The organism is Streptomyces sp. ALI-76-A, assembly GCF_030287445.1.
GTDB lineage: Bacteria > Actinomycetota > Actinomycetes > Streptomycetales > Streptomycetaceae > Streptomyces.
Genome location: NZ_JASVWB010000002.1, coordinates 4,560,010 through 4,584,427 on the forward strand (window position 1 = coordinate 4,560,010; position 24,418 = coordinate 4,584,427).

Here is a 24,418-nt window from a genome sequence, read left to right on the forward strand (position 1 = left end):
GTCCCGCATGCTGAGTGGTATGGACCATCTCCCCACCACCGAAGCCGCCGTCACGGCCCTGCGCGCCCTGGCCGAGGAGTACGCCCGGGAGATGGAGGTCACGCACGACATCGGCGCCGACCAGACCTCCCGCCGCAGCGCCGCCGGTATCGGCGTCACCACCGACCCGGACGGCTCGCTGCCGCACGAGGCCTTCGTCGAGTTCGGTGGCCTCCCCCGGGTGAGCGTCCGCCTCTACCCCGAGGAGGACGCGCTGATCGAGGTCGAGGGCATCGAGTGCCCCGACGTCCCGCGCGACGACGTGCCCGCCTTCCTGCGCTCCCTCTTCGGCGACCTCGCCTACGTGCGAGCCCGCCGCTTTCCGCCCGGCTACTTCCTGATCGTGCCGTTGCCCGGCGACCGTACGCACAAGGAGTACATGCCGGTGATCACCCTCAGCCCCTGGCTGAGCGGACGGGTGCGGTGACCCCGCATACGGGGTTTCACGTGAAACACCACCGTCCGCATACGCTCGACCCATGAGTCTGCGCCTGAGCACCGTGATCCTTCCGCACCGCCGCTGGCACCAGGGCGGCCGTTCGACGTGGCAACGCGCGGAGCAGCTCGGTTTCCACACCGCGTACACCTATGACCACCTGTCCTGGCGCAGTTTCCGGGACGGGCCCTGGTTCGGTGCCCTGCCGACGCTGACCGCCGCCGCGGGCGTCACCGAGCATCTGCGTCTGGGCACACTGGTGACCTCGCCGAACTTCCGGCACCCGGTGACCCTCGCGAAGGAGCTGATCTCCCTGGACGACATCTCCGGCGGGCGGGTCACGCTGGGCATCGGCGCGGGCGGCACCGGCTTCGACGCCACCGTGCTCGGACAGGAGCCCTGGACCCCGCGCGAGCGGGCCGACCGCCTCGCCGAGTTCGTGCCGCTCCTGGACCGGCTGCTGACCGAGGACGGCCCGAAGGGCGTGTCGTACGAGGGCGACTACTACTCCGCGCACGAGGCGCGGAACATCCCCGGTTGCGTGCAGCGCCCCCGGCTGCCGTTCGCGGTGGCCGCGACCGGGCCACGCGGGCTCAGGCTCGCCGCGCGGTACGGGCAGTCCTGGGTGACCACCGGTGACCCGAAGCTGTACGAGACCGGCACTCCCGAGCAGTCGATGCGCGCCTTGCGCGGACAGGCCGAGAAGCTGGGCGACGCCTGCGCCGCGCTCGGGCGGGACGTACAGGAGCTGGACAGGATCCTGCTGACCGGGTTCACGCCGGACCGCGGCCGTCCGCTCCAGTCCCTCGACGCGTTCGTGGACTTCGCGGGCCGGCACCGGGACCTGGGCTTCACCGAGCTCGTGATCCACTGGCCCATTCCGGACTCGGACTTCGCCGCGGACGAGAAGGTCTTCGAGCAGATCGCCATGCAAGCACCGGCTCAGCTGCGCTGACACGGCGGTTGCGGTCGGAGAAGACTCACATGTGCGGACCCTCGCACGGTCGTGCGCGCGACCTGCAGGAGAATGGCCGGGTGACCTCAGCGACTCGACAGCCCGAGACCCCGGCCGCCACCGTCCCGCCACGACTGATCGCCACCGATCTCGACGGCACCCTGCTGCGCGACGACAAGTCGGTCTCCCCCCGCACCGTCGCGGCCCTCGCAGCCGCCGAGAAGGCGGGCATCGAGGTCTTCTTCGTCACCGGCCGCCCGGCCCGCTGGATGGATGTCGTCAGTGAGCACGTCCACGGCCACGGCCTGGCCATCTGCGGCAACGGCGCAGCGGTGGTCGACCTGCACGGCGGCCCGGGCGCACACCGGTTCGTGAAGGTGCGGGAGCTGGCGCGGCAGAACGCGCTGGACGCCGTAGGGCTGCTGCGTGAGGCTGCGCCCGGCACGGTGTACGCGGTGGAGCAGACCTACGGCTTCCACCAGGAGCCGGACTACCCGAAGCTGCACATGGAGATCCCCGACGAACTGGCACCGGCCGAGGAACTGCTGGCGCCGGGCGGCCCGGGGGCCGCCGAGCCGGTGCTCAAGATCCTCGCCTACCACCCCACGATCGACCCCGACGCGTTCCTCACCCTCGCCCGCCTGGCCATCGGCGAGCGCGCCAACGTCACCCGCTCCAGCCCCAGCGCCCTGCTGGAGATCAGCGGTCCCGAGGTGTCCAAGGCCAGCACGCTCGCCCTGTGCTGCGCCGAGCGCGGTATCTCGCACGAGGAGGTCGTCGCCTTCGGGGACATGCCGAACGACGTCGAGATGCTGACCTGGGCGGGCCGGTCGTACGCGATGGGCAACGCGCACCCCGATGTGTTCGCCGCGGCCTCCGGCCGGACCGTGGCCAACAACGAGGACGGGGTGGCGGTCGTGATCGAGCGGCTGCTGGAGGAACGCCGGTGACCGCGCTCCGGCGGGCCTGCGGCCCCTAGGCCGACACGGGCTGCGGCCCGGAGGGCTGTACGAAACTGCGGCCCCGCAGGAGCTACAGCCCGGCACGGGGCTACAGCGCCGCACGGGGCTACAGCGCCGCACGGAGTTACAGCGCCGCACGGAGTTACAGCGCCGCACGGGGTTACAGCGCGACTCCGCGCGCCGACAGCCATCGCACCGGATCCACCGCCGAGCCCATCCCCGGCGTGACCCGCACCTCGAAGTGCAGGTGCGGGCCGGTGGAGTTGCCGGTGGTGCCCGACTGCCCGATCCACTGTCCGGGACTCACCCGCTCGCCCTGGTCGACGGCGACGGATGCGAGATGGGCGTACTGCGTGTAGTAGCCCCCCGCGTGCTGCACGACGATCTCGATGCCGAAGGCGCCCCCGCACGACACCTTCACCACACGCCCCGCGCCGACCGCCCGCACCGGCGTGCCGATCGGCACCGCGAAGTCCTGCCCGGTGTGCCGGCTGACCCACCGGGCACCACCGCTGCCGAAGCCGGCGGACAGTACGTACGAGGCCACCGGGGCGACCCACGCGCTCGTGACGGCCGTCGCCTGCGGCTGGTCCAGCCGGACGGCACCGCGGCAGGCACCGGCCGCGGCGGAGGCGTCGGCCTGGCCCTGCAACTGCCCCCGCGCCTGGTCGAGCTTCCGCTCGATGCCTTTCTTCAGGTCGGCGAGTTCCGTGGTGCGCTGTTCCAGCGTCCGCCAGGCCGCCGCGGCCTTCGCCTCGTCCGCGGCGAGCCGGCTCTCCGCCCGGCGGCTCTTGTCGATCGCCTTGCGGACGGTCAGCTGGGACTGGGAGAACACCCGCTGACCGCGCATCAGCTCGTCGGGGTTGTCCGCGAGGATGATCCGCGCGGTCAACGGGAGTTCGCCACCGCTGCGGTACTGAGCCCGGGCGATCCGGCCCAGGTCCTCGTGCATCGAGGCGATCTCCCGCCGCTCGCGGTCGAGGAGCGCTTCCAGCCGCAGCGCCCGCGCCCGCTGCTCCTCGGCCTCGCGCCGCCCCGCCTCGTAGCGCTGTGACGCGATGGCCGCGTCCTCGTACAACCGGGCCACCTGAGCGCTGAGGCCGGTCCCCGGGCCGCCGTGGGCGTCCTCGTCCCCGCCGGTGTCGGCGGCGTCGGCGGGCCGGGCCGCGAGCACGGCGAACGCGCACAGCAGCGCCGGAACGAGCAACGGGTGACGGCGAGGTGAGCACATGTCAGCCATCGTGTCCCGCGATCCTGCCGCGGTCCTGCTCACGTCGTGCGGCTGGGGGACAGGTTGCGGCAGATGGGTCAACGGGGCGGGACCGGGCGTGCGTGCGGACCTACGAGCGGCCGCGCCGCCTACCGCGCCCCCACCAACAGGTCCGCTTGTTCCTCCCGCTCCGCCATCCTCCGCAAGGGACCATCCACGGCGGCCAGTTCCGCGTACCTGCCGCGCTGCACGATCCGTCCTCCGTCCAGCACGACCACCTCGTCCACCGCCGCGAGCCCGGCCAGCCGGTGCGTGATGAGCAGGGTCGTACGGCCCTCGGTGGCGGCCAGCAGATCGGCGGTGAGCGCGTCGGCCGTCGGCAGGTCGAGGTGTTCGGCGGGCTCGTCGAGCACGAGGACCGGGAAGTCGGCCAACAGGGCGCGGGCCAGCGCCAGGCGCTGCCGCTGCCCGCCGGACAGCCGTGCTCCGTGCTCACCGACGAGCGTGTCGAGCCCGTCGGGCAGGCCCTCGGCCCAGTCGAGCAGCCGGGCCCGGCGCAGCGCGTCCCGCAGCTCGTCCTCGGTCGCGTCCTTCCTCGCGAGAAGGAGGTTCTCGCGCACCGAGCTGTCGAAGAGGTGCGCGTCCTGCGCGCACAGCCCCACGAGCCGCCGTACGTCGTCGCCGTCCAGCGCGTACGCGTCCACACCGCCCAGCGCGTACGAGCCGGCGTCCGCGTCCAGGAAGCGCAGCAACACCTGCGCCAGCGTCGTCTTGCCGGATCCGGACGGCCCGACCACGGCGATCCTGCGCCCCTGCTCCAGCGCGAGGTCGACTCCGGTGAGCGCGTCCCGGTTCTGTCCGGCATAGCGGGCGGCCAAGCCCTTCACCACGACCGGGAACGGCGACACGGGCGCCTGCCCGGGCCGCTCCGGCTCCCGGACCGGCTCGGGCGCGTCCAGCACCTCGTGCACCCGCTCCGCGCTCTTGCGCACCCGCTGCCGGTACTGCGCGGCGAGCGGCAGCCCGAGGACGGCCTCGAAGGCGGCCAGCGGGGTGAGGACGACGACGGCCATGACCACGCCGCCCAGCCGCCCGTCGGCGACCGCCTGGGCTCCCAGGAGGGCGGTCGCGGTGACGGTCAGGCCGGAGATCAGCGCGGTCAGTCCGTCGCCGAGCGCGGTGGCGGTGGCGGCGCGCGAGGCGATACCGGTGAGTGCGCGGTCGGCGCGCCGCACGTCGGCGGTACGTCCGGGCAGAGCACCGGCGACGGCCAGCTCGGCGGTCCCGGTGAGCAGGTCGGTCACCCGCGTGGCCAGCGTCCCCCGGGCCGGGGCCAGCCTGCGCTCGGCCCGTCGCGCGACCGCGCCGGTGACCAGAGGGACACCGGCTCCCGCGGCCAGCAACCCGAGGGCGAGCGCGGCACCGGCCTCCGGCAGCAGCCAGGCCGTGAAGCCGACGGACGCGACGGACACGACCACGGCGGCACCGGCGGGCAGCAGCCAGCGCAGCCAGTAGTCCTGCAAGGTGTCCACGTCGGCGACGAGCCGGGACAGCAGGTCGCCCCGGCGGGTGCGCCGCAGCCCGGCGGGCGCCAGCCGCTCCAGACGGCGGTACACGGCGACCCGGGTGTCGGCCAGCATCCGCAGCACGGCGTCGTGCGACACCAGCCGCTCGGCGTACCGGAAGACGGCTCGCCCGATCCCGAAGGCCCGCGTCGCCGTCACGGCCACCATCAGATAGAGCACCGGTGGCTGCTGCGAGGCCCGCGAGATCAGCCATCCGGACGTCGCCATGAGCCCGACGGCACTGCCGAGCGCGAGACTCCCGAGCAGCAGGGCGAGCATCAGCCGTCCCCGCCGGGCGCCGGACATGGTCCGGACCCGGGCCAGGACACCCCTTCCGGCAGCGGCGGATGCCGTGGCGTCCGTCCCGTCCGCAAGTGGAGCCGCGCCGGGGGCGTTCGCGGCCCGCGTCCCGCCGACGACCAGTTCGCCGACCTCGGCACCCTCCTGCCCGGCACGCACGGAAGGCGCGAGCGGAGCGGCCGACTCCCTGGACGGCGCAGGGGCCTGCGGCTCCGTCAGCCGCACCACGCGGTCCGCCACCGACAGCAACGCCGGCCGGTGCACGACCAGCAGAACCGTCCGGCCCACCGCCAGTCGTCGCACCGCCTGGACGACTTCGGCCTCGGTCGCCCCGTCCAGCGCCGCCGTCGGTTCGTCGAGCAGCAGCAGCGGCCGGTCCGCGAGGAAGGCCCGGGCCAGCGCGAGGCGTTGCTGCTGCCCGGCTGACAGCCCGGCCCCGTCCTCTCCCAGCACCGTGTCGACGCCCTCGGGCAGCGCGTCCACGAACTGCAGCGCGCCCGCGTCGCCCAGTGCCCGCCGCACGGCGGTGTCGTCGGCGTCGGGCCGGGCCAGGCGTACGTTCTCGGCGATCGTCCCGGCGAACAGATGAGGCCGCTGCGGCACCCAGGCGATCCGCGACCGCCACTGCTCCAGGTCGGCCTCGGCGAGGTCGACTCCCCCGGCCAGGACCCGGCCCTCGGTGGGCCGCACGAACCCCAGCCCCACGTTCAGCAGCGTCGACTTGCCCACGCCGCTCGGCCCGACGAGCGCGACCGTCTCCCCGGGCTCAATGGTGAAGGACACGTCCGTCAGGGCGTCCGCCGACCGTCCGGGATAGCGAACCGTGACGTGCTCGAAGGACAGACCCCCCGTCGGCACGGTAGCGGTACCCGGCTCCGGCACCGGCGTCTCCAGCACCGAGAAGATCTCCTCGGCGGCGGCCAGTCCCTCCGCCGCCGCGTGGTACTGCGCGCCCACCTGCCGCAGCGGCAGATAGGCCTCGGGCGCGAGTACGAGGATGACCAGGCCGACATACAGGTCCATGTCCCCGTGCACGAGCCGCATGCCGACGGTCACGGCGACCAGGGCCACCGACAGCGTCGCCAGCAGCTCCAGCGCGAAGGACGAGATGAAGGCGATCCGCAGCGTACGCATGGTCGCCTGCCGGTACTCGCCGGTGATCCGGCGGATGGACTCGGCCTGCGCCTTGGCCCGTCCGAACACCTTCAGCGTCGGCAGGCCGGCCACCACGTCCAGGAAGTGTCCGGACAGCCGGGACAGCAGCCGCCACTGCCGGTCCATCCGGGACTGCGTAGCCCAGCCGATCAACACCATGAAGACCGGGATGAGCGGCAGGGTCCCGGCGATGATGGCCGCCGAGACCCAGTCCTCGGTGACGATCCGCGCCAGCACCGCCACCGGCACGACCACCGCGAGGCCCAACTGCGGCAGATAGCGGGAGAAGTAGTCGTCGAGGGCGTCGACTCCCCGCGTGGCGAGGGCCACCAGCGATCCGGTCCGCTGCCCGCCCAGCCACCCGGGCCCCAGCGCGACGGCACGCTCCAGCAGCCGCCCCCGCAGCTCCGACTTCACCGCCGCACTCGCACGGTGCGCGGCGAGTTCGGTGAGCCAGGAGACCAGGCCGCGCCCCCCTGCCACAGCGGCCAACAGCAGCAGGGGAGTGCGCAGTTCGGCGACGGACATGCCGTGCTGGAACGCCCCCACCACCACCTCGGCGATGAGCATGGCCTGCGCGATGACCAGTCCGGCACCGACGGCACCCAGGCCGATGACCGCCGCCAGAAAGAACCGGGTGGCCCGGGCGTACCGGAGAAGCCGTGGATCGATCGGTTTCACGTGAAACATGCCCTTCGGTCCAAGAGGTGCGCTTCACGTGTTTCACGTGAAACATCGCGCGACCCGGTGCTCCACGACACGCTGAACCACACCCCTCTCGGACTCAGTGAGTGGCGTCGACAGCGAGGTGCTGCGTGCCGATCCGCTTGCGGAACACCCAGTAGGTCCAGCCCTGGTAGACCAGGACGACCGGAGTGGCGATCGCCGCGCACCAGGTCATGATCTTCAGGGTGTAAGGACTCGACGAGGCGTTGGTGACCGTGAGGTTCCAGTCCGCGTCGAGCGAGGACGGCATCACGTTCGGGAAGAGCGTGAGGAAGAGCATCGCCACGGTGGCCACGATGGTGACGCCGGACAGGGCGAACGACCAGCCCTCGCGCCCGGCCCGGTTGGCCACGAGTGCCGTGACCAGCGCGGCGACCGCCACGACCAGCGCGACCAGACTCTTGCCGTCACCACCGTCGACCTGCGTCCACAACAGGAAGAGCAGCGCCAGCGCGGCGGTGACCAGACCGAGCCCCGACGCCAGCTTCCGCGCCCGCTCCCGGATGTCACCCACGGTCTTGAGCGCTGTGAACACCGCACCATGGAAGGTGAACAGCGTCAGCGTCACCAGACCGCCGAGCAGCGCGTAGGGGCTGAACAGGTCCCAGAAGCCGCCGACGTAGTCGAAGTTCCGGTCGATCTTCACGCCCCGCACGAGGTTGCCGAAGACCACGCCCCACAGGAACGCCGAGATCAGCGAGGTCCAGAAGATCGCGTGTTCCCAGTTGCGCTGCCAGTTCTCCTCGGACCGCTTCACCCGGTACTCGAAGGCGACACCCCGGACGATCAGACAGACCAGGATGACCAGCAGCGGCAGGTAGAACCCGGAGAAGAGCGTGGCGTACCACTCGGGGAAGGCCGCGAACGTCGAACCGGCGGCCGTGAGCAACCAGACCTCGTTGCCGTCCCAGACGGGGCCGATGGTGTTGATCAGCACCCGCCGCTCGGGCCGGTTGCGGGCGAGCACCTTGGTGAGGACGCCGACCCCGAAGTCGAAGCCCTCCAGGAAGAAGTAGCCGGTCCACAGGACGGCGATGAGAACGAACCAGACGTCGTGAAGTTCCATGACTGCAGCTCCCTGGGCCTAGTACGAGAAGGCCATCGGCTTGTCGGCGTCACGGAGGTCGCCGCCGATCTTCGTGGGCGGGTTGAGGTCGGCCTCGCTGAGCTCGGGCGGGCCGGCCTTCACGTACTTCACCAGCAGCTTGACCTCGATGACGGCGAGGATGGCGTACAGCACGGTGAAGGTGACCATCGAGACGATGATCTCGGCCTGGGAGACACCGGGGGAGACGGCGTCCCGGGTCTGCATCACGCCGTAGACGACCCACGGCTGGCGGCCCATCTCGGTGAAGATCCAGCCCCACGAGTTGGCGATCAGCGGGAACGCCATCGTCCACAGGGCCAGGAGCCAGTACAGCCGGGTGAGCCTCGACCCGAGCGGCTTCCTCAGCAGCACCAGATGCGGCACCTCGTCCTCTCCCGTCCGCAGCGCGGCCGGCAGCAGGAACCTCTTCCGTGTCAGCCACAGGCCCAGCAGTCCGAGCGAGAAGGACGCCATGCCGAAGCCGATCATCCAGCGGAAGCCCCAGTAGGCGACGGGGACGATGGGCTTGTAGTCCCCCGGGCCGAACTTCTCCTGGAGGGCCTTGTTGGTGTCGTGGATGCCGGGCACGTACGAGTCGAAGTCGCTGTGCGCGAGGAAGGACAGCAGCCCGGGTATCTCCAGGGCCACCTTGTTGTGTCCCTCGTCGACGTCGCCGTAGGCGAACACGGAGAAGGGCGCGGGCTTCTCCCCGTCCCACAGCGCCTCGGCAGCGGCCATCTTCATGGGCTGCTGCTCGTACATGACCTTGCCCAGGGTGTCGCCGCTGATGGCGGTGAACATCCCGCCGACCGCGAGGGTGACCAGGCCCAGCCGGAGCGAGGTCCGCATCACCGGGATGTGCTTCCCGCGCATCAGGTGGAAGGCGGCGATGCCCACCATGAAGGCGCCGCCTGTCAGGAACGCCGCCGAGAAGCTGTGGAAGACCTGGTTGAGCGCGGTGTTCTGGGTCAGGACCAGCCAGAAGTCGGTGAGCTCGGCGCGACCCTTGGCCTCGTTGATCCGGTAGCCGACCGGGTGCTGCATCCAGGAGTTGGCCGCCAGGATGAAGTACGCGGACAGCAGCGTGCCGATCGAGACCATCCAGATGCACGCCAGGTGGACCTTCTTGGGCAGCTTGTCCCAGCCGAAGATCCACAGGCCGATGAAGGTGGACTCGAAGAAGAAAGCGATCAGCGCCTCGAAGGCGAGCGGGGCGCCGAAGACGTCACCGACGAAGCGCGAGTAGTCGGACCAGTTCATGCCGAACTGGAACTCCTGCACGATGCCCGTGACCACGCCCATCGCGATGTTGATCAGGAAGAGCTTGCCCCAGAACTTGGTGGCCTTGAGGTACTTCTCCTTCTCGGTGCGCACCCAGGCGGTCTGGAGGCCGGCCGTGAGGGCGGCCAACGAGATCGTCAGGGGCACGAACAGGAAGTGGTAGACGGTCGTGATGCCGAACTGCCAGCGCGCCAGGGTCTCCGGCGCCAAAGCCAGGTCCACGTTGCCGCTCCTTACTCACCCGCTTGTGAAAGCGTTCACATTCACAAGCAATTATGCAGCACCGTTTCTTCCCTCCGCCAAGGGGGTCCCTGTTCCACGTGAAACAGGCGCCCGGCAGGCTCCCGCGCTCGCGTGCGGGAGACCTGCGGACGCCTGGCGGCGGGCCTGGTGGAGCCCGTCTGACCTGCTACGCAGCCCTCCAGAAGCGCTACAGATCCTTGCGGAAGCCCTCTGCCGCCTTCAAGAAGATGTCGTTCGCCTCACATTCTCCGACCGTGACCCGTACGCCCTCACCCGGGAACGGCCTGATCATCACCCCCGCCTGCTCGCACGCCTGCGCGAACGCGACCGTGCGCTCCCCCAACCGCAGCCAGACGAAGTTGGCCTGGGTCTCCGGCACCGTCCAGCCCTGGCCACGCAGCGCGTCGACCACCCGGGTGCGTTCGCACACCAGCGAGCCGACCCGGCCGAGCAGCTCGTCCTCGGCGCGCAGCGAGGCGACCGCCGCGTCCTGCGCGAGCCGGCTCACCCCGAAAGGCACCGCGGTCTTGCGGAGCGCCGCCGCCACCGGCTCGTGGGCGATCGCGAAGCCGACCCGCAGTCCGGCGAGGCCGTAGGCCTTGGAGAAGGTGCGCAGCACGCAGACGTTCGGCCGGTCGCGGTACAGCTCCACGCCGTCCGGCACCTCGGGATCGCGGATGAACTCGCGGTACGCCTCGTCCAGGACGACCAGCACATCCGCGGGCACCCGGTCGAGGAACCGTTCCAGCTCGGCCCGCCGCACGACCGTGCCGGTCGGGTTGTTGGGGTTGCAGACGAAGATCAGCCGGGTCCGCTCGGTGATCGCGTCCGCCATGGCGTCCAGGTCGTGCACATCCCCCGGCGTCAGCGGCACCTGGATCGGGGTCGCCCCGCTGATTCGCGTGATGATCGGGTACGCCTCGAACGACCGCCAGGCGTAGATCACCTCGTCGCCGGGACCTGAGGTCGCCTGGACCAACTGCTGCGCGACGCCGACCGAGCCGGTGCCGGTGGCCAGGTGGGAGAGCGGGACGCCGAAACGGTCGGACAGCTCGCTCATCAAGGCCGTGCAGGCCATGTCCGGGTAGCGGTTGAACGACGCGACCGCGGCCGTCACGGTCTCCAGAACACCGGGCAACGGCGGATACGGGTTCTCGTTGGAGGACAGCTTGTAGGCCACCGGACCGCCGGCCGCGGCGGGCTTGCCCGGCACATAGGCGGGGATACCCTCCAGCTCGGCGCGCAGCTTGGGGCTCGTCTCGCTCACCGCAGTCCTCCTCGTGATCACCGGCGGACCGTCAGCACCACCGGCCTCCCATGCTCCTCACCTTATGAGGATTCGGCGCCGCTGCGTACAGGTGTGGAGGCGGTCCGGCATCGAACAGCACCAGCCCTCACCTGTCACAACGGCAACAGTGCCAACAGGGGCAACACCAGACGAACGCGTACGAACTGAGGGGCGCGGTCACATATATCTACGCGCTGGTGGCTCACGCCGTGGCGCGCATCCCTCGTGAAGGTGAGTTGAGACCGCTTCGAAACATCCGCGACTTGGCAGGCCGGTGCACGTCGACACGTCACGTCCTGCAATGTAAACGCTCAACCCCCTTTGATTCCAAGGGAATTGAGCGCTAATGATCTTGCAGAAACGTGCCTGTCAACGCGTGCATATGCGTCCGCCCTACCCCACCGCATGAGCCCTACTATCGGCTCGCCATGACAGCAGCAGGGAAGCACCAGGTGAGCCGCGCGGAAACCTCACGGCGAGGCAGCCGGCCGGGACGAGCGGGCATCAGAGACGTCGCCGCCGCCGCCGGAGTCTCCATCACGACCGTCTCCGACGCCCTCAACGGGAAGGGCCGGCTCCCGGACGCCACCCGACGACATGTCCGCGAGGTCGCCGACCGACTGGGGTACCGCCCCTCGGCCGCCGCCCGTACCCTCCGTACCGGCAAGTCCGGACTGATCGGTCTGACCGTGACGACCTACGGGGATGAACCTTTCACCTTCACGGAGTTCGCGTACTTCGCCGAAATGGCGCGGGCCGCCACCTCCGCCGCGCTCGCCCGCGGCTACGCCCTCGTCATCCTCCCCGCGACCTCCCGCCATGACGTCTGGTCGAACGTCGCCCTTGACGGCACGGTCGTCATCGACCCGTCCGACCAGGACCCGGTCGTCAGCGAACTGGTCCGCCAGGGTTTACCGGTCGTCTCCGACGGCCGCCCGGCCGGCACGCTCCCGGTCACCGCCTGGGTCGACAACGACCACGAAGCCGCCGTCCTCGGCATCCTCGACCACCTGGCCGACGCCGGAGCCCGCCGCATCGGCCTGCTGACCGGGACCACCACGGACACCTACACCCACCTGTCGACCACCGCCTACCTGCGCTGGTGCGAGCGGGTGGGCCAGGATCCGGTGTACGAGGCCTACCCGGCGCACGATCCGTGCGCCGGAGCCGTCGCCGCCGACCGGCTGCTCGCCCGCCCCGACCGCCCCGACGCCGTGTACGGCCTGTTCGACCCGAACGGCACCGACCTGCTCGCCGCCGCCCGCCGTTACGGACTGCGGGTGCCGGACGACCTGCTTCTGGTCTGTTGCAGCGAGTCGACCATGTACGCCAACACCGAGCCGCCCGTCACCACGCTCTCCCTGAAGCCGCGCCGCATCGGCACGGCCGTGGTCCAGCTCCTCATCGACGCCATCGAGGGACTCGAGTCGGACCAGCCGGTCGAACAGGTGATACCGACCGAACTGATCGTGCGTACCTCGTCCCAGCGACGTCCGCCGCGGACGACGGTCAGCCCGCCGCGGTCGCCCGAGGAGAAGTAGCGCCGGGGCGGCCGGGCCACGGCACGCGCGTTCCACAAGACGGCGCAAGGGGAGCCGCGCGCGGAGCGAGGAAAGTCACGGGGTGGTCGAAGCCCTGCCCAATCGGGGCGAATGCCGCGGTGAACAGCAGTCTTGCTCTGATTCACCACCCCTGGGTCATCACACGGCGCGATCCGCATTCCTATGATGGGCCCACGACACCGCGGGCCGCTGCGACCAGGCAGTCCGAAGCGGTGCAGATGCGGCGCGATGGTGGAGGGGTCTGATGACTCAGGGGGCCGGTCAGGGACCCGAGGTGGAGCGAACGGCGACGTTGCGCGACTTCCGGGTGCCCGCGTACGTCCACGAGACCGGTCCGTACCCCCAGGGCGCGCACTCCGGCGAGACCGTCCCACCGGTCGACGAACCGGAGGACTACCCGGAGGGGTACACCCCCACGGAGCGCGACCTGCCGGTCATCAAGCGGGGTGACACGCTTCATGCGGCGGTCGGTCCCGCTTCTTCGCCGGCCTCGCAGCCGACGGACGGCCCCGGTCCGCTGTTCGTCGTCGGAGACGTGCACGGTTATCTCGACGAGCTGGTGTCCGCCCTCCAGGACAAGGGCCTCCTCGACGCGGCGGGGAACTGGTGCGCGGGCACCGCCCGGCTGTGGTTCCTCGGGGACTTCACCGACCGCGGCCCGGACGGGATCGGCGTCATCGACCTCGTCATGCGGCTGTCCGCCGAGGCCGCGGCGGCCGGCGGCTACTGCAAGGCGCTCATGGGCAACCACGAACTGCTGCTGCTGGGCGCCAAGCGGTTCGGCGACACCCCCGTCAACTCCGGCGCGGGCACCGCCACCTTCCAGGCGGCCTGGCTGCTCAACGGCGGCCAGAAGACCGACATGGACCGCCTCCAGGACCATCACCTGCAGTGGATGGCCCGCCTCGACGCCATGGAGGAGGTCGACGGGCACCTGCTCGTCCACTCCGACACCACCGCGTACCTGGACTACGGCGACTCGATCGAAGCGGTCAACGACACCGTCCGCGAGACGATCACGCGCAACGACGCGGACGAGGTGTGGGACCTGTTCCGCAAGTTCACCAAGCGGTTCTCCTTCCGAGACGAGGGCGGAGCCGACCATGTCCGCTCGCTGCTCGACACGTACGGCGGCACACGGATCGTGCACGGCCACAGCCCCATCCCATACCTGCTGGGCGAGGTCGGGTCCGAGGACGGCGACGACCCGGCCGGTCCCGTGGTCGAGGGACCGCATCTCTACGCCGACGGACTCGCCATCGCGATGGACGGCGGGGTGACCATGGCCGGAAAGCTGCTGGTCCAGCAACTGCCGTTGGATGTCTGAGCGTTCACAGGGCAGGCGGTCCCCCATGGAGGACCGACCGGCGACGGCACCGGCCGCAGGGCATTTTCGGTAAACCCCCTGTCACCGCGCGCCGTCATCGCTCTACCATCGGCTTATCCGTAGCAGGCTCCCCTCCGTTTCTGCCCGACGGCTCGTCAGCGTGCGAGCCCCAAGCCCTACGGAGCATCGGGGGATGCACATGAACAGCGTTCCGCAGCACCTGCTGAGCGAGGACCGCCAGGAATACGAGCGGATCCTCGATGAGGCGCTGCGCTCCGCATCACACCGCCCGGAACTGGCCGCTGTCGGACAACGGCTCAATCCGGAACAACTGCGCACCATGGCGCTCAACGCCACCGCGCTCATCACGGCGGCCGCGGCGACCGAGTACCAGCACTACGTGAAGGTCCGCGAGGAACTGCGCCGCCCGGCGCCGTCCACCCCCTCGTCCAACCGCGACACCGGCTCCGCGGAGCCGGGCACCGGCACGATGGGACTCGCCACCACCATGGGAGAGGTCGCCGAGACCGCCGGCGCGGGCGCCATCGCCGTCGTCGCGGTCCTGGCACCTGTCCTGGCCGGAACCGCCGCCGCGATCTTCCTGCTCGTGGGTTACATCCTGAAGATGCTGAACCCTGAGCCGGCGTTCGCCCAGACCATGCTCACCGCCGGATGGGTGTTCGGCGCCGTGACGGCGGCCGCGATCCTCGTCGCCGCCGTCGGACTGCTGCTCACCGCCCTGCGCAACCGGCCCTCGCTCGCCGCCGGCCCGTACGGCGAGATGAGCGCGGAGGTGACCCGGGCCAGGGAAGCCTGGTGCGAGGCACTGCTGGAGCGCGGCATCCTGCCGTTCCTCAGAGAGGCCCTCGCCGATCCCGGCACCGCCGCACTGCGTCGTACGCCACCCCCGGCGCCGACCAGCCGCATGCCGCATCTCGGCTACGACCGCCCCGGTTTCAGCAGCCCGGGCGACGGCGCCTCCGGCCCACGTCCGAGCTTCACCAGCCCCGACTACACGAGCCCGGACTTCGGGGGGCCGGAGCACAAGCCGGAGTAACCCCTCGGCTTGCGCCCCCGTCCCGGGAGCGCAAGCCGAGGACCGGCCGTCCACCGCCCGGCGCCGCGCCGAGGCGGTCTCCGCCACAAGCGGCGGAGGACACGCGCCTCCGCCCGTGCGACGAGCGGCCGGCTGAACGCGTGCGCCAGGGCGAACAGCGAGCGCCGGCCCGGTCGACGTCAGTCCGCGATCGGCAGGTACACCCGGTTCCCGCTCGCTGCGAACTCCTCCGACTTGCGGAGCATGCCCTCGACGATCTCCTCCGCCGACGCCCCCTCGGCCATGTCACCTCCGAACCGCTCGGTGATGCTGTGGCTGATCTTCATCGAGCAGAACTTCGGCCCGCACATCGAGCAGAAGTGAGCCGTCTTGGCGGGTTCGGCGGGCAGTGTCTCGTCGTGGAACTCCCGTGCCGTGTCCGGGTCGAGGGCCAGGTTGAACTGGTCCTCCCACCGGAACTCGAAGCGGGCGTCGGACAGCGCGTCGTCCCACTCCTGCGCACCTGGGTGCCCCTTGGCGAGGTCGGCTGCGTGGGCGGCGATCTTGTAGGTGATGACGCCGGTCTTGACGTCGTCACGGTTGGGCAGGCCCAAGTGCTCCTTGGGCGTGACGTAGCAGAGCATGGCCGTGCCCCACCAGGCGATCATCGCGGCACCGATGCCGGAGGTGATGTGGTCGTACGCCGGCGCGACGTCCGTCGTCAGCGGGCCGAGCGTATAGAACGGAGCTTCATCGCAGATCTCCTGCTGAAGGTCGATGTTCTCCTTGATCTTGTGCATCGGGACATGCCCCGGGCCTTCGATCATGGTCTGTACGTGAAAACGCTTCGCGATCCGGTTGAGTTCCCCGAGCGTGCGCAACTCCGCGAACTGCGCCTCGTCGTTGGCGTCCGCGATGGAGCCCGGCCTAAGGCCGTCGCCGAGCGAGTACGTGACGTCGTAGGCCGCGAGGATCTCGCACAGCTCCTCGAAGTTCTCGTACAGGAAGCTCTCCTTGTGGTGCGCGAGGCACCAGGCGGCCATGATCGAGCCTCCGCGCGAGACGATGCCGGTCTTGCGGTTCGCCGTCAGCGGAACGAACGGCAGGCGCACGCCCGCGTGGACGGTCATGTAGTCCACGCCCTGCTCGGCCTGTTCGACGACCGTGTCCTTGTAGATCTCCCAAGTCAGCTCCTCGGCGCGGCCGTCGACCTTCTCCAGGGCCTGATAGAGCGGCACCGTGCCGATGGGGACGGGGGAGTTGCGCAGGACCCACTCTCGGGTGGTGTGGATGTTGCGGCCGGTGGACAGGTCCATGACCGTGTCGGCGCCCCAGCGGGTCGCCCAGGTCATCTTCTCGACCTCCTCCTCGATGGAGGACGTCACCGCGGAGTTGCCGATGTTGGCGTTGACCTTCACCAGGAACCGCTTGCCGATGATCATCGGCTCGATCTCCGGGTGGTTCACGTTGGCCGGCAGGACAGCCCGCCCCGCCGCGATCTCCTCCCGGACCACCTCCGGAGAAACGTTCTCCCGGACGGCCACGTACTCCATCTCGGGTGTGACCTCGCCCCGGCGGGCGTACGCGAGCTGGGTGACCGCCTTGCCGTCACGGCTGCGGCGCGGCATCCGGGGCCGTCCCGGGAACACCGCGTCGAGGTTGCGCAGACCGCCTCGTGGCGAGGTGTGCTTGATCCCGTCGTCCTCGGGACGGACGGGCCTGCCCGCGTACTCCTCGGTGTCGCCTCGGGCGATGATCCAGTTCTCCCGCAGTGGCGCCAGGCCCCTGCGGACGTCGGTTTCGACCAGGGGATCGGTGTACGGACCGGACGTGTCGTACAGCGTGACCGACTGCCCGTTGGTGAGGTGCACCTGCCGGACCGGCACCCGCAGATCAGGGCGTGAGCCCTCGACGTACGCCTTGTGCCAGCCGATGGACTTCCCGGCCTCCCCGTTCGGCGCGGTCTCCGTCGGCGTCGCCGTCGAAGCCCGCGCGGGCTGGGTGGAGGCAGGCGTGCGTGCGTCCTTGTTGGTCATGAGACCTACTCCCTACGCCGGCATTACCCGGTAACAGGTTCGGCGGTCGACGCAGCGATGTCCGTCTGCCGGTGCTTCGTGTGAAACATCACTCGCTTGTGGCGATGTTTCATGTGAAACATGGCTGGGACGGAGGTCAGCGCCCTCTCAGCCCGGTGCTCCGAGCTCCCGCGTGTTCAAAGGTGCCTCCACGCTAGCGTCAATTCGGGCGCGGTGAACAGAGGGCCCCTGCCGTTCTTGCGATGATCGGTCGGTGACCACGAGACAGCAGTTCCCGTTCCCGCCATCCGAGCCGCCGCGCGGGCCGGACGGCGGGAACGGCAGCGGAGACGACGGCGGACGTGGAGACGGCCGGGGTGAGGGCCGCGGAAACGGCCCTGGTGAGGGCCGTGGAGACAGCTTCGGTGCCGGCCGTGGGGGCGACCGCAACCCTGTCGGCGGGCACGAAGGTGGCCGGAGCGGTGCTTATGACTTCTTCGGTGCCCGGGGTGCCGGACGTGCCCAAGGCGCCGGATTTCCTGAGGGGCACGGTCAGGACTTCGGCGGCGGGCGCGGTCCCGGCCAGGGTTCTGGCGGTGCGCCCGGTCAGGGCCAGGACTCCGGCGGTGGGCCCGGTCACGGTCACAGTGGTGGGTCCGGTCACGATCATGTCGGCGACGGTTCCGGGGGCGGGCAGGGGCCCGGCGGCGGGTCCGGGAACGACGGATCGGCTTTCGGTGGCGGGCACGGGCACAACGGGCCGGGCTCCGGTGGCGGGCCCGGGAACGGCGGTCCGGGGCTCGGTGGCGGGTCCGGTTCCGGCGGCGGGCACGGGCATGACAGTCCCGGCTCCGGTGGCGGACACGGCCACGACGGTCCCGGGCCCGGTGGCGGACACGGCCACTCGCACAGTCACGGGCCGGCCGCGCCCGTATCCAAGCATCTGCGCAAGGTCATCGCCGCCGTCCTGATCCCGTTCGCCGCCGCGGTGCTGGTCGGGCTCGCGGTGTTGTGGCCCGGGGGCGCGCCGGCGCACGAGCGCACCGGCGTCGGCTTCGACCGGCAGACCCAGCAGGCGACGGTCACCAAGGTCGAGAGCCTGAGCTGCGAGTCGGTGAACGCCTCCGGGGGCACCCCGACCGGCGACACCTCCACCGCCGAGGGCTCGTCCGCCCAGCAGCAGGCGAACGGCACCTGCAAGAGGGCGACGATCCGGATCGACACCGGCAAGGACAAGGGCCGTACCTTCACGGAGATCGTGCAGCCCGACCAGTCACGGCAACTGGAGCAGGGCCAGGAGGTCGTGGTCGCCTACGAGCCCTCCGCGCCGCGGGACCTGCAGTACTCGGTCACCGACGTGAACCGCAGGCTGCCGATGTCCCTGCTCGCCGGCATCTTCGCCCTCGCCGTCGTGGTGGTGGGCAGGCTGCGCGGTGTCATGGCGCTGGTCGCGCTGGCCATCAGCTTCCTGATCCTGAACTTCTTCGTCCTGCCCGCGATCCTGCAGGGCTCGAATCCGCTGGTCGTGGCGGTGGTCGGGTCGAGCGCCATCATGCTCATCGCCCTGTACCTGTGCCACGGCCTGTCGGCCAGAACCTCCGTGGCGGTGCTCGGCACGCTGATCTCCCTGCTGCTGATCGGGGTCCTCGGCTCACTGTTCATCGACTGGGCCGCGCTGACCGGCAACACGGACGACAACACCGGTCTGATCCACGGCCTGTACCCGACGATCGACATGAGCGGCCTGCTGCTCGCCGGCGTCATCATCGGTTCACTCGGTGTCCTGGACGACGTGACGGTCACGCAGACGTCGGCGGTCTGGGAGTTGCACGAGGCCAACCCGTCCATGGGCTGGCGTGGGCTCTACCGGGCGGGCATCCGCATCGGCCGCGACCACATCGCGTCGGTCGTCAACACGCTCGTCCTCGCCTACGCGGGCGCCGCGCTGCCGTTGCTGCTGCTCTTCTCGATCGCCCAGAGCAGTGTGGGGACGGTCGCCAACAGCGAGCTCGTCGCGGCCGAGATCGTCCGCACGCTGGTGGGTTCGATCGGCCTGGTCGCCTCTGTACCGGTCACCACGGCCCTGGCGGCCCTGGTCGTGTCGGCCGACCGTCCGGGAGCGGAGACCGCGACCGCCGGGGCCGGGACGGCACTCGGGACGGGGACGAGCACCGGGGCAGGGACGGGACTGGGACCGGCAGCCGCGGGTGCCCGCCCGGCTCCTGCACGCGGCGGAAAGGGACGTCGGCGCAGGCGTTGACGTAGGCCCAGGCATGCACCTGAGCGGCGTGGACTTGCGCCCAGGCACTGACGACGGCGCAGGCACTGATCTGAGAGGTGTCGACGTCGACGTCAGGTCGCCGCAGGAGCCCGCCCGCGGCATCCACGCCCACACCCCGACCAGGTCACGGCGCCGCCCCAGCAGAAGCGTTCCGTCGTCTTTGTCGGCCGGCAGGCCTCAGCCCGCGCTCTGCTCCTCCGCGAGGATGCGGTCCAGCGCCTCGTCGAGATGGGCGTCGAAGTCGGCCAGAGCACCCTCCTGGCCCAACGGCACCAGCTTGTCGGTGCGGTCGAGGAAGGCGACCAGCGGGGCCGTGGACGAGCGGAACAGCGCCTGGTCGCCGCCGACCTGAAGCCGGATCAGTACGTCACCCAGCGTGTCGGCGTCGGCGGGCGTGACCCGTACGTCTCCCTCCCCGCACGGCCGGCCCACCCCGTCGATCAGCAGCTCGCGTCCGAAGGCCCAGGTCACCGGGGCGTCGCCGGGCAAATGGAAGGTCAGCCGGATGGCATAGGGATCGCAGGTCTCGTAGCGCAGCTCCACCGGGATGCGGAAGGAGAGCTCCTCGGAGACGAGAAAGCTCATCATGACCTCTGCCTGTACGGACTCGCGCATCGCCTACCCCGTCGTGTGACGTCGTCTGGCCGGGAATGACCCCTCTGACACTGCTGGCATCTTGCTCAACGTGTACGCCAGATCACAAGGAGTGAGTTTTCAAATGCTGATAGAGATAGCGAGTGACCCCAGCAGCCGCCCCACTTCGTTCTGCAACTGGCGTGTCGCCGCAGGCAGACGATCCGCCTGATGCGCGGGAAGGGAGATGGCCATGGTCGCGGCCGTCGTCCCCACCGTGATCGGGATCGCCGCGCACACCGTGCCCAGCGCGTACTCCTGTCGCTCCGTCACCGGCTCCATCCGCCGCATGCGTTCGAGCCGCCGGAGCATGCTGCGGCCGTCACGCACCGTGTACGGGGTGATGGACTGCACGGGGTGGCGGTCGAGGTGGTCGCGGCGGGCGTCCTCGTCCAGTTGGGCCAGCAGGCACTGGCCGATGGCGTGCGCGTGGCCGGTCTCGCGGAAGTCGGCCCACTCCTCGACCGCCGGATTGCCCGGGGTGTCGGAGACGCAGACGACCTCGATCTCGCCGTCGCGGTACATGGCGTAGTAGACGGGGACTCCGAGGGCGTCACGCCAGTCGGCGAGTGTGTCGACGACCGTGCTGCGACGTTTCTGCCGCGCTCCGCTGCTGCCCAGCCGCTCGGCCGCCTCACCGAGGAAGAACAGCCCCTTGTCCCGGCGCAGATAGCCCTCGTGCACGAGGGTGCGCAGCAGGTGGTAGGCCGTCGGAAGCGCCACACCCGTCTCACGGGCCAGTTGCTTGGCGGGGGCGCCGTACGCGTGCTCGGCGACGGCCTCCAGCAGGCGCATCGCGCGCTGCACCGAGCCGATGAGGGTGGTGGAGTGCGGTGGTGCGGAGGACCGCGGTACGTGCCGCTGCACGGGAGGGGTCGCGGTCGAGTGGGGCGGTGCCGTCGGCGCCGGCCGCTCGCGAGGTGTCGTCGGGCGCTGCGGACCCGTCGGCGGTGCGGGTTGCCGGGGAGGCCGGAGGCCGGCTCCCGGAGCCGGGACGGCGGTCGCGGAGGATGCGGGGGGTTCGGCGGGGGCGGTGTGAACCGTGGCCAAGGTGCACTCCCGAAGCGCGAGGGGGCGGCGGCCCGTGCGGGGAGCACGGGAGGGGATACGCCGCTCACGGGGGTGGTCCCCCGCGACGAGTTCCGGACTCTAATCGTCCGCCGCGAGCCGCAGACCGGCTGCCCGGAAAACTTCCCTCGCGTGAGGGAACCGGTGATTCCTGTTACCGATCCCCGGTCACCTCACGTTGACCTCTCACGCGCCGCCCTGGTCACACAGGGCGCACCGGCTGCTCACCAGTCGCCGCGCGACGAGGAGCTCGCCGTGAACTTCCGTACGACGTAGACGAGTCCGCCCACCAGTGCCACGAAGACCAGCAGCTTGAACAGCAGTCCGATCACGAAGCCGACGACACTGGCGATCAGTCCGCCGAACACGACCAGGGCGATGACCGGCACCGCGACCCACTTCACCCACCACGGCAGTCCCGAGAAGAACTCACGCATCGCCCCAACCTCTCCTGTGCCCGGCACGTCTGCTGCCGGGTCCTCCGATGTCCTGCCCTCGATGCTAGGCGGACGAAGGGGGCCGGCGGGGGCCCCGCACCCCTTGTCCGCCCCTGACTGATCCCTTAGGGAACCCCGAGGTCACAGGTCACCTCTCGGGCGGAGAGAACACCACCATCACCCTGAGGTCCTCGCTGATGTGGTGGAACTTGTGCGCGACACCGGCGGGTACGTAGACCACGCTGCCGCGCGCCACCTGGGTGGTCTCCATGCCGACGGTGATCGCGGCACGCCCGCTCACCACGAAGTACACCTCGTCCTGGTTGTGCGGCTGCTGCGGGTCGTGCTCACCCGCGTCGAGCGCGTACAGGCCGACCGACATGTTCCGCTCCCGCAGGAACTGCAGGTAGGCGCCGTCATTGGCGGCACGCTCCGCCTCCAGTTCGTCCAACCGGAATGCCTTCATCGACTTCGTCCGCCCTCGCCGTACTCGTAACCGATCTCGTCTGCCACGATCAGACACATGATGAATTTCGTAGTCAAGACGATCGCCAACGCGGGCGCCCTGGCGGTCGCCGTCTGGCTGCTGGACAAGATCACTCTGACCGGTGACGGCACCGGCAAGAAGATCTGGACGCTGATCCTCGTCGCCCTGGTCTTCGGTCTGGTGAACTTTCTGGTCAAGCCCATCGTGCAGTTGCTCACCTTCCCTCTGTTCATCCTGACGCTCGGCCTGATCACGCTGGTGATCAACGCCCTCATGCTGCTGCTCACCTCGTGGCTGGCCGACAAGCTCGACCTGAGCTTCCACGTGGAGGGCTTCTGGACCGCCGTCCTCGGCGGCCTGATCATCTCGATCGTGTCCTGGGCGCTCCACGTCGTCCTGCCCGACGAGGACTGAGCACGCCATGGCCTGCCGCGTCTGCTTCGTCTGCACCGGAAACATCTGCCGTTCCCCGATGGCCGAGTCGGTCTTCCGCGCCCACGTTCAGGAGGCCGGGTTCGGCGGTCTGGTGGAGGTCGACAGTGCCGGCACGGACGGCTGGCACGAGGGGGACGGTGCCGATCCGCGCACCGTCACCGTCCTGCGGAACCACGGCTACGACAGCGCGCACACCGCGCGGCGGTTCCAGGCCTCATGGTTCTCCCGCCTCGACCTCGTCATCGCCCTCGACGCCAGCCACCTCAAGGCCCTGCGCCACCTCGCGCCGACCGCTCAGGACGCGGACAAGGTGCGGCTGTTGCGTTCCTACGCCCGCCCGTCGCCCTCGACACGTGCCGTGCCCGCCGATGCCGCAGGCGGTGACCTGGACGTCCCGGACCCGTACTACGGGGGCATCGACGGGTTCGAGGAGTGCCTTGAGATGGTGGAGGCGGCGAGCGAGGGACTGCTCGCAGCGGTACGCGAAAGCGTGAAGGGACAGGTGGCATGAGCGGGACGAGCGGGCGGGGCCTGCCCGATAATGGCGACGGCACGCAGGGGCAAGAACGGCCGGGTACCGGTGACGGCACGCGTGGGCAGGGGCTGCCCGGTGGCGGCGACGGCACTTACGGGCAGCGGCTGCCCGCCCACGGCGGTGACGGCACGCGCACCGTGCGGGCCGGGCTGCCCGAGCCGGTCAAACACGAGCCGACGCTGCCCGGCCCGGTGTTCGCCGCGCACTTCCATCTGCCGGGCGAGGTGACAGGTCCGTACGCCTACGGCCGCGACGACAACCCCACCTGGACCCTGCTGGAGCAGGCCATCGGCGAACTGGAGGCACCCGGGCAGGCCGGCGTCGAGACACTCGTCTTCGCCTCCGGCATGGCCGCCATCTCGTCGGTGCTCTTCTCACAGCTGCGTGCCGGGGACACCGTCGTCCTGCCCGACGACGGCTACCAGGCGCTGCCCCTGGTGCGCGCGCAGCTGGAGGCGTTCGGGATCGTGGTGCGCACCGCGCCGACCGGCGGCGACGCCCAGCTGGGCGTCCTCGACGGCGCGAAGCTGCTGTGGATCGAGAGCCCCTCGAACCCCGGGCTGGACGTGTGCGACATCCGGCGGCTCGTCGAGGCGGCACACGCGCGTGGTGCCCTGGTGGCGGTCGACAACACCCTCGCGACGCCGCTCGGGCAGCGTCCGCTGGAACTCGGCGCCGACTTCTCCGTGGCCAGCGGCACCAAGCAGCTGACCGGACACGGCGACATCCTCCTCGGATACGTCACCGGCCGCGACGCCGGGGCCATGGCCGCCGTACGCCGATGGCGCAAGATCGTGGGGGCGATCGCGGGCCCCATGGAGGCCTGGCTCGCCCACCGGTCGATCGCCACGCTCCAGCTCCGGGTCGACCGGCAGGACGCGAGCGCCCTGGTGCTCGCCGAGGCCCTGCGCCAGCGGCCCGAGGTCACCGGACTGCGCTATCCGGGGCTGCCCGACGACCCGTCGCACAAGGTCGCCTCGCGGCAGATGCGGCGCTACGGGTGCGTGGTCTCCTTCACGCTGCCCACGCGCGCGCGTGCCGACCGTTTTCTCGACGCGCTGCGGCTGGTGGACGACGCGACCAGCTTCGGCGGGGTGCGGTCCACTGCGGAGCGACGCGGCCGGTGGGGCGGGGACGCCGTGCCGGAGGGCTTCATCCGCTTCTCGGTCGGCGCCGAGGATCCCGAGGATCTGGTGGCGGACGTGCTGCGGGCCCTGGACGCGTCGGCCGGCTGAGTGCTGCCCACCCGCACACGTGCGGGCGCGGTGTGTGCGGTGCGGGTGCGGCCATGCGGCACGCGCGTCCGCGTCGGACGGTATCCGGCCACGTACACGGACAACGGACGGTCCGAGCCT

The 24,418-nt window shown here is 70.5% G+C and carries 20 protein-coding genes; 10 read left to right on the forward strand and 10 right to left on the reverse strand.

Features of this window, described 5'->3' with window-relative positions:
* Positions 1-7: 7 nt before the first annotated feature.
* The 3 genes from QQS16_RS21330 to QQS16_RS21340 all read left to right on the forward strand — a co-directional run bounded on the left by QQS16_RS21330 (position 8) and on the right by QQS16_RS21340 (position 2,380).
* On the forward strand, positions 8-466 hold the full coding sequence (locus QQS16_RS21330) for a hypothetical protein (protein ID WP_286063429.1): 459 nt from the start codon (positions 8-10) through the stop codon (positions 464-466).
* A 52-nt stretch (positions 467-518) separates the two neighbouring features.
* Positions 519-1,430 (forward strand): LLM class flavin-dependent oxidoreductase, encoded by a 912-nt coding sequence (locus QQS16_RS21335; RefSeq protein WP_286063430.1) that lies wholly within the window; start codon positions 519-521, stop codon positions 1,428-1,430.
* An 80-nt stretch (positions 1,431-1,510) separates the two neighbouring features.
* On the forward strand, positions 1,511-2,380 hold the full coding sequence (locus QQS16_RS21340) for an HAD hydrolase family protein (RefSeq protein ID WP_286063431.1): 870 nt from the start codon (positions 1,511-1,513) through the stop codon (positions 2,378-2,380).
* Between the two features lie 172 nt (positions 2,381-2,552).
* On the opposite strand, the gene QQS16_RS21345 is transcribed toward QQS16_RS21340, so the two are convergent.
* The 5 genes from QQS16_RS21345 to hisC all read right to left on the reverse strand — a co-directional run bounded on the left by QQS16_RS21345 (position 2,553) and on the right by hisC (position 11,226).
* Complete coding sequence (locus tag QQS16_RS21345; RefSeq protein WP_286063432.1) at positions 2,553-3,623, reverse strand: M23 family metallopeptidase; 1,071 nt, start codon at positions 3,621-3,623, stop codon at positions 2,553-2,555.
* Between the two features lie 128 nt (positions 3,624-3,751).
* Positions 3,752-7,312 carry a thiol reductant ABC exporter subunit CydD gene (gene cydD, locus QQS16_RS21350; protein WP_286063433.1) on the reverse strand — a complete coding sequence of 1,187 codons (3,561 nt, stop codon included), beginning with the start codon at positions 7,310-7,312 and terminating at the stop codon, positions 3,752-3,754.
* A 94-nt stretch (positions 7,313-7,406) separates the two neighbouring features.
* Positions 7,407-8,414 (reverse strand): cytochrome d ubiquinol oxidase subunit II, encoded by a 1,008-nt coding sequence (cydB, locus tag QQS16_RS21355; protein ID WP_286063434.1) that lies wholly within the window; start codon positions 8,412-8,414, stop codon positions 7,407-7,409.
* 18 nt (positions 8,415-8,432) lie between these two features.
* Positions 8,433-9,938 (reverse strand): cytochrome ubiquinol oxidase subunit I, encoded by a 1,506-nt coding sequence (locus tag QQS16_RS21360; protein ID WP_286063435.1) that lies wholly within the window; start codon positions 9,936-9,938, stop codon positions 8,433-8,435.
* A 208-nt stretch (positions 9,939-10,146) separates the two neighbouring features.
* Positions 10,147-11,226 carry a histidinol-phosphate transaminase gene (hisC, locus tag QQS16_RS21365; protein ID WP_286063437.1) on the reverse strand — a complete coding sequence of 360 codons (1,080 nt, stop codon included), beginning with the start codon at positions 11,224-11,226 and terminating at the stop codon, positions 10,147-10,149.
* A 449-nt stretch (positions 11,227-11,675) separates the two neighbouring features.
* On the opposite strand from hisC, the gene QQS16_RS21370 reads away from it, so the two are divergent.
* The 3 genes from QQS16_RS21370 to QQS16_RS21380 all read left to right on the forward strand — a co-directional run bounded on the left by QQS16_RS21370 (position 11,676) and on the right by QQS16_RS21380 (position 15,193).
* The gene (locus QQS16_RS21370) at positions 11,676-12,788 is read left to right on the forward strand and encodes a LacI family DNA-binding transcriptional regulator (RefSeq protein ID WP_286063438.1); all 1,113 of its coding nucleotides are present in this window, start codon (positions 11,676-11,678) and stop codon (positions 12,786-12,788) included.
* A gap of 265 nt (positions 12,789-13,053) precedes the next feature.
* The gene (locus tag QQS16_RS21375; RefSeq protein WP_286063439.1) at positions 13,054-14,136 is read left to right on the forward strand and encodes a metallophosphoesterase; all 1,083 of its coding nucleotides are present in this window, start codon (positions 13,054-13,056) and stop codon (positions 14,134-14,136) included.
* Between the two features lie 193 nt (positions 14,137-14,329).
* The gene (locus tag QQS16_RS21380; protein ID WP_286063440.1) at positions 14,330-15,193 is read left to right on the forward strand and encodes a hypothetical protein; all 864 of its coding nucleotides are present in this window, start codon (positions 14,330-14,332) and stop codon (positions 15,191-15,193) included.
* A 179-nt stretch (positions 15,194-15,372) separates the two neighbouring features.
* Here the strand turns inward: QQS16_RS21380 and thiC are convergent, their stop codons facing one another.
* The gene (gene thiC, locus QQS16_RS21385; RefSeq protein ID WP_286063441.1) at positions 15,373-17,208 is read right to left on the reverse strand and encodes a phosphomethylpyrimidine synthase ThiC; all 1,836 of its coding nucleotides are present in this window, start codon (positions 17,206-17,208) and stop codon (positions 15,373-15,375) included.
* Positions 17,209-18,175: 967 nt separating this feature from the next.
* On the opposite strand from thiC, the gene QQS16_RS21390 reads away from it, so the two are divergent.
* On the forward strand, positions 18,176-19,447 hold the full coding sequence (locus tag QQS16_RS21390) for a YibE/F family protein (RefSeq protein ID WP_353479681.1): 1,272 nt from the start codon (positions 18,176-18,178) through the stop codon (positions 19,445-19,447).
* Between the two features lie 198 nt (positions 19,448-19,645).
* Here QQS16_RS21390 and QQS16_RS21395 read toward each other — a convergent pair whose 3' ends face one another.
* From QQS16_RS21395 to QQS16_RS21410, 4 genes are all read right to left on the reverse strand, one after another.
* Entirely contained in the window at positions 19,646-20,083 is a 438-nt protein-coding gene (locus tag QQS16_RS21395; protein ID WP_286063442.1) for an SsgA family sporulation/cell division regulator, read from the reverse strand.
* Positions 20,084-20,182: 99 nt separating this feature from the next.
* Positions 20,183-20,968, reverse strand: coding sequence for an IclR family transcriptional regulator (locus tag QQS16_RS21400; protein WP_286063443.1), 786 nt, complete (start codon positions 20,966-20,968; stop codon positions 20,183-20,185).
* 425 nt (positions 20,969-21,393) lie between these two features.
* The gene (locus QQS16_RS21405; RefSeq protein ID WP_286063444.1) at positions 21,394-21,606 is read right to left on the reverse strand and encodes a DUF5326 family protein; all 213 of its coding nucleotides are present in this window, start codon (positions 21,604-21,606) and stop codon (positions 21,394-21,396) included.
* Between the two features lie 148 nt (positions 21,607-21,754).
* On the reverse strand, positions 21,755-22,072 hold the full coding sequence (locus QQS16_RS21410; protein ID WP_286063445.1) for a cupin domain-containing protein: 318 nt from the start codon (positions 22,070-22,072) through the stop codon (positions 21,755-21,757).
* Positions 22,073-22,129: 57 nt separating this feature from the next.
* On the opposite strand from QQS16_RS21410, the gene QQS16_RS21415 reads away from it, so the two are divergent.
* From QQS16_RS21415 to QQS16_RS21425, 3 genes are read left to right on the forward strand one after another with little or no spacing between them, the layout of a single operon-like run.
* A complete protein-coding gene (locus tag QQS16_RS21415; protein ID WP_286063447.1) occupies positions 22,130-22,507 on the forward strand; it encodes a phage holin family protein in 378 nt (125 codons plus the stop codon).
* A 7-nt stretch (positions 22,508-22,514) separates the two neighbouring features.
* Entirely contained in the window at positions 22,515-23,039 is a 525-nt protein-coding gene (locus tag QQS16_RS21420) for a low molecular weight protein-tyrosine-phosphatase (protein WP_286063449.1), read from the forward strand.
* Complete coding sequence (locus tag QQS16_RS21425; protein ID WP_286063450.1) at positions 23,036-24,298, forward strand: cystathionine gamma-lyase; 1,263 nt, start codon at positions 23,036-23,038, stop codon at positions 24,296-24,298. Before QQS16_RS21420 ends, QQS16_RS21425 begins: the two co-directional genes overlap by 4 nt.
* Positions 24,299-24,418 lie beyond the last annotated feature (120 nt).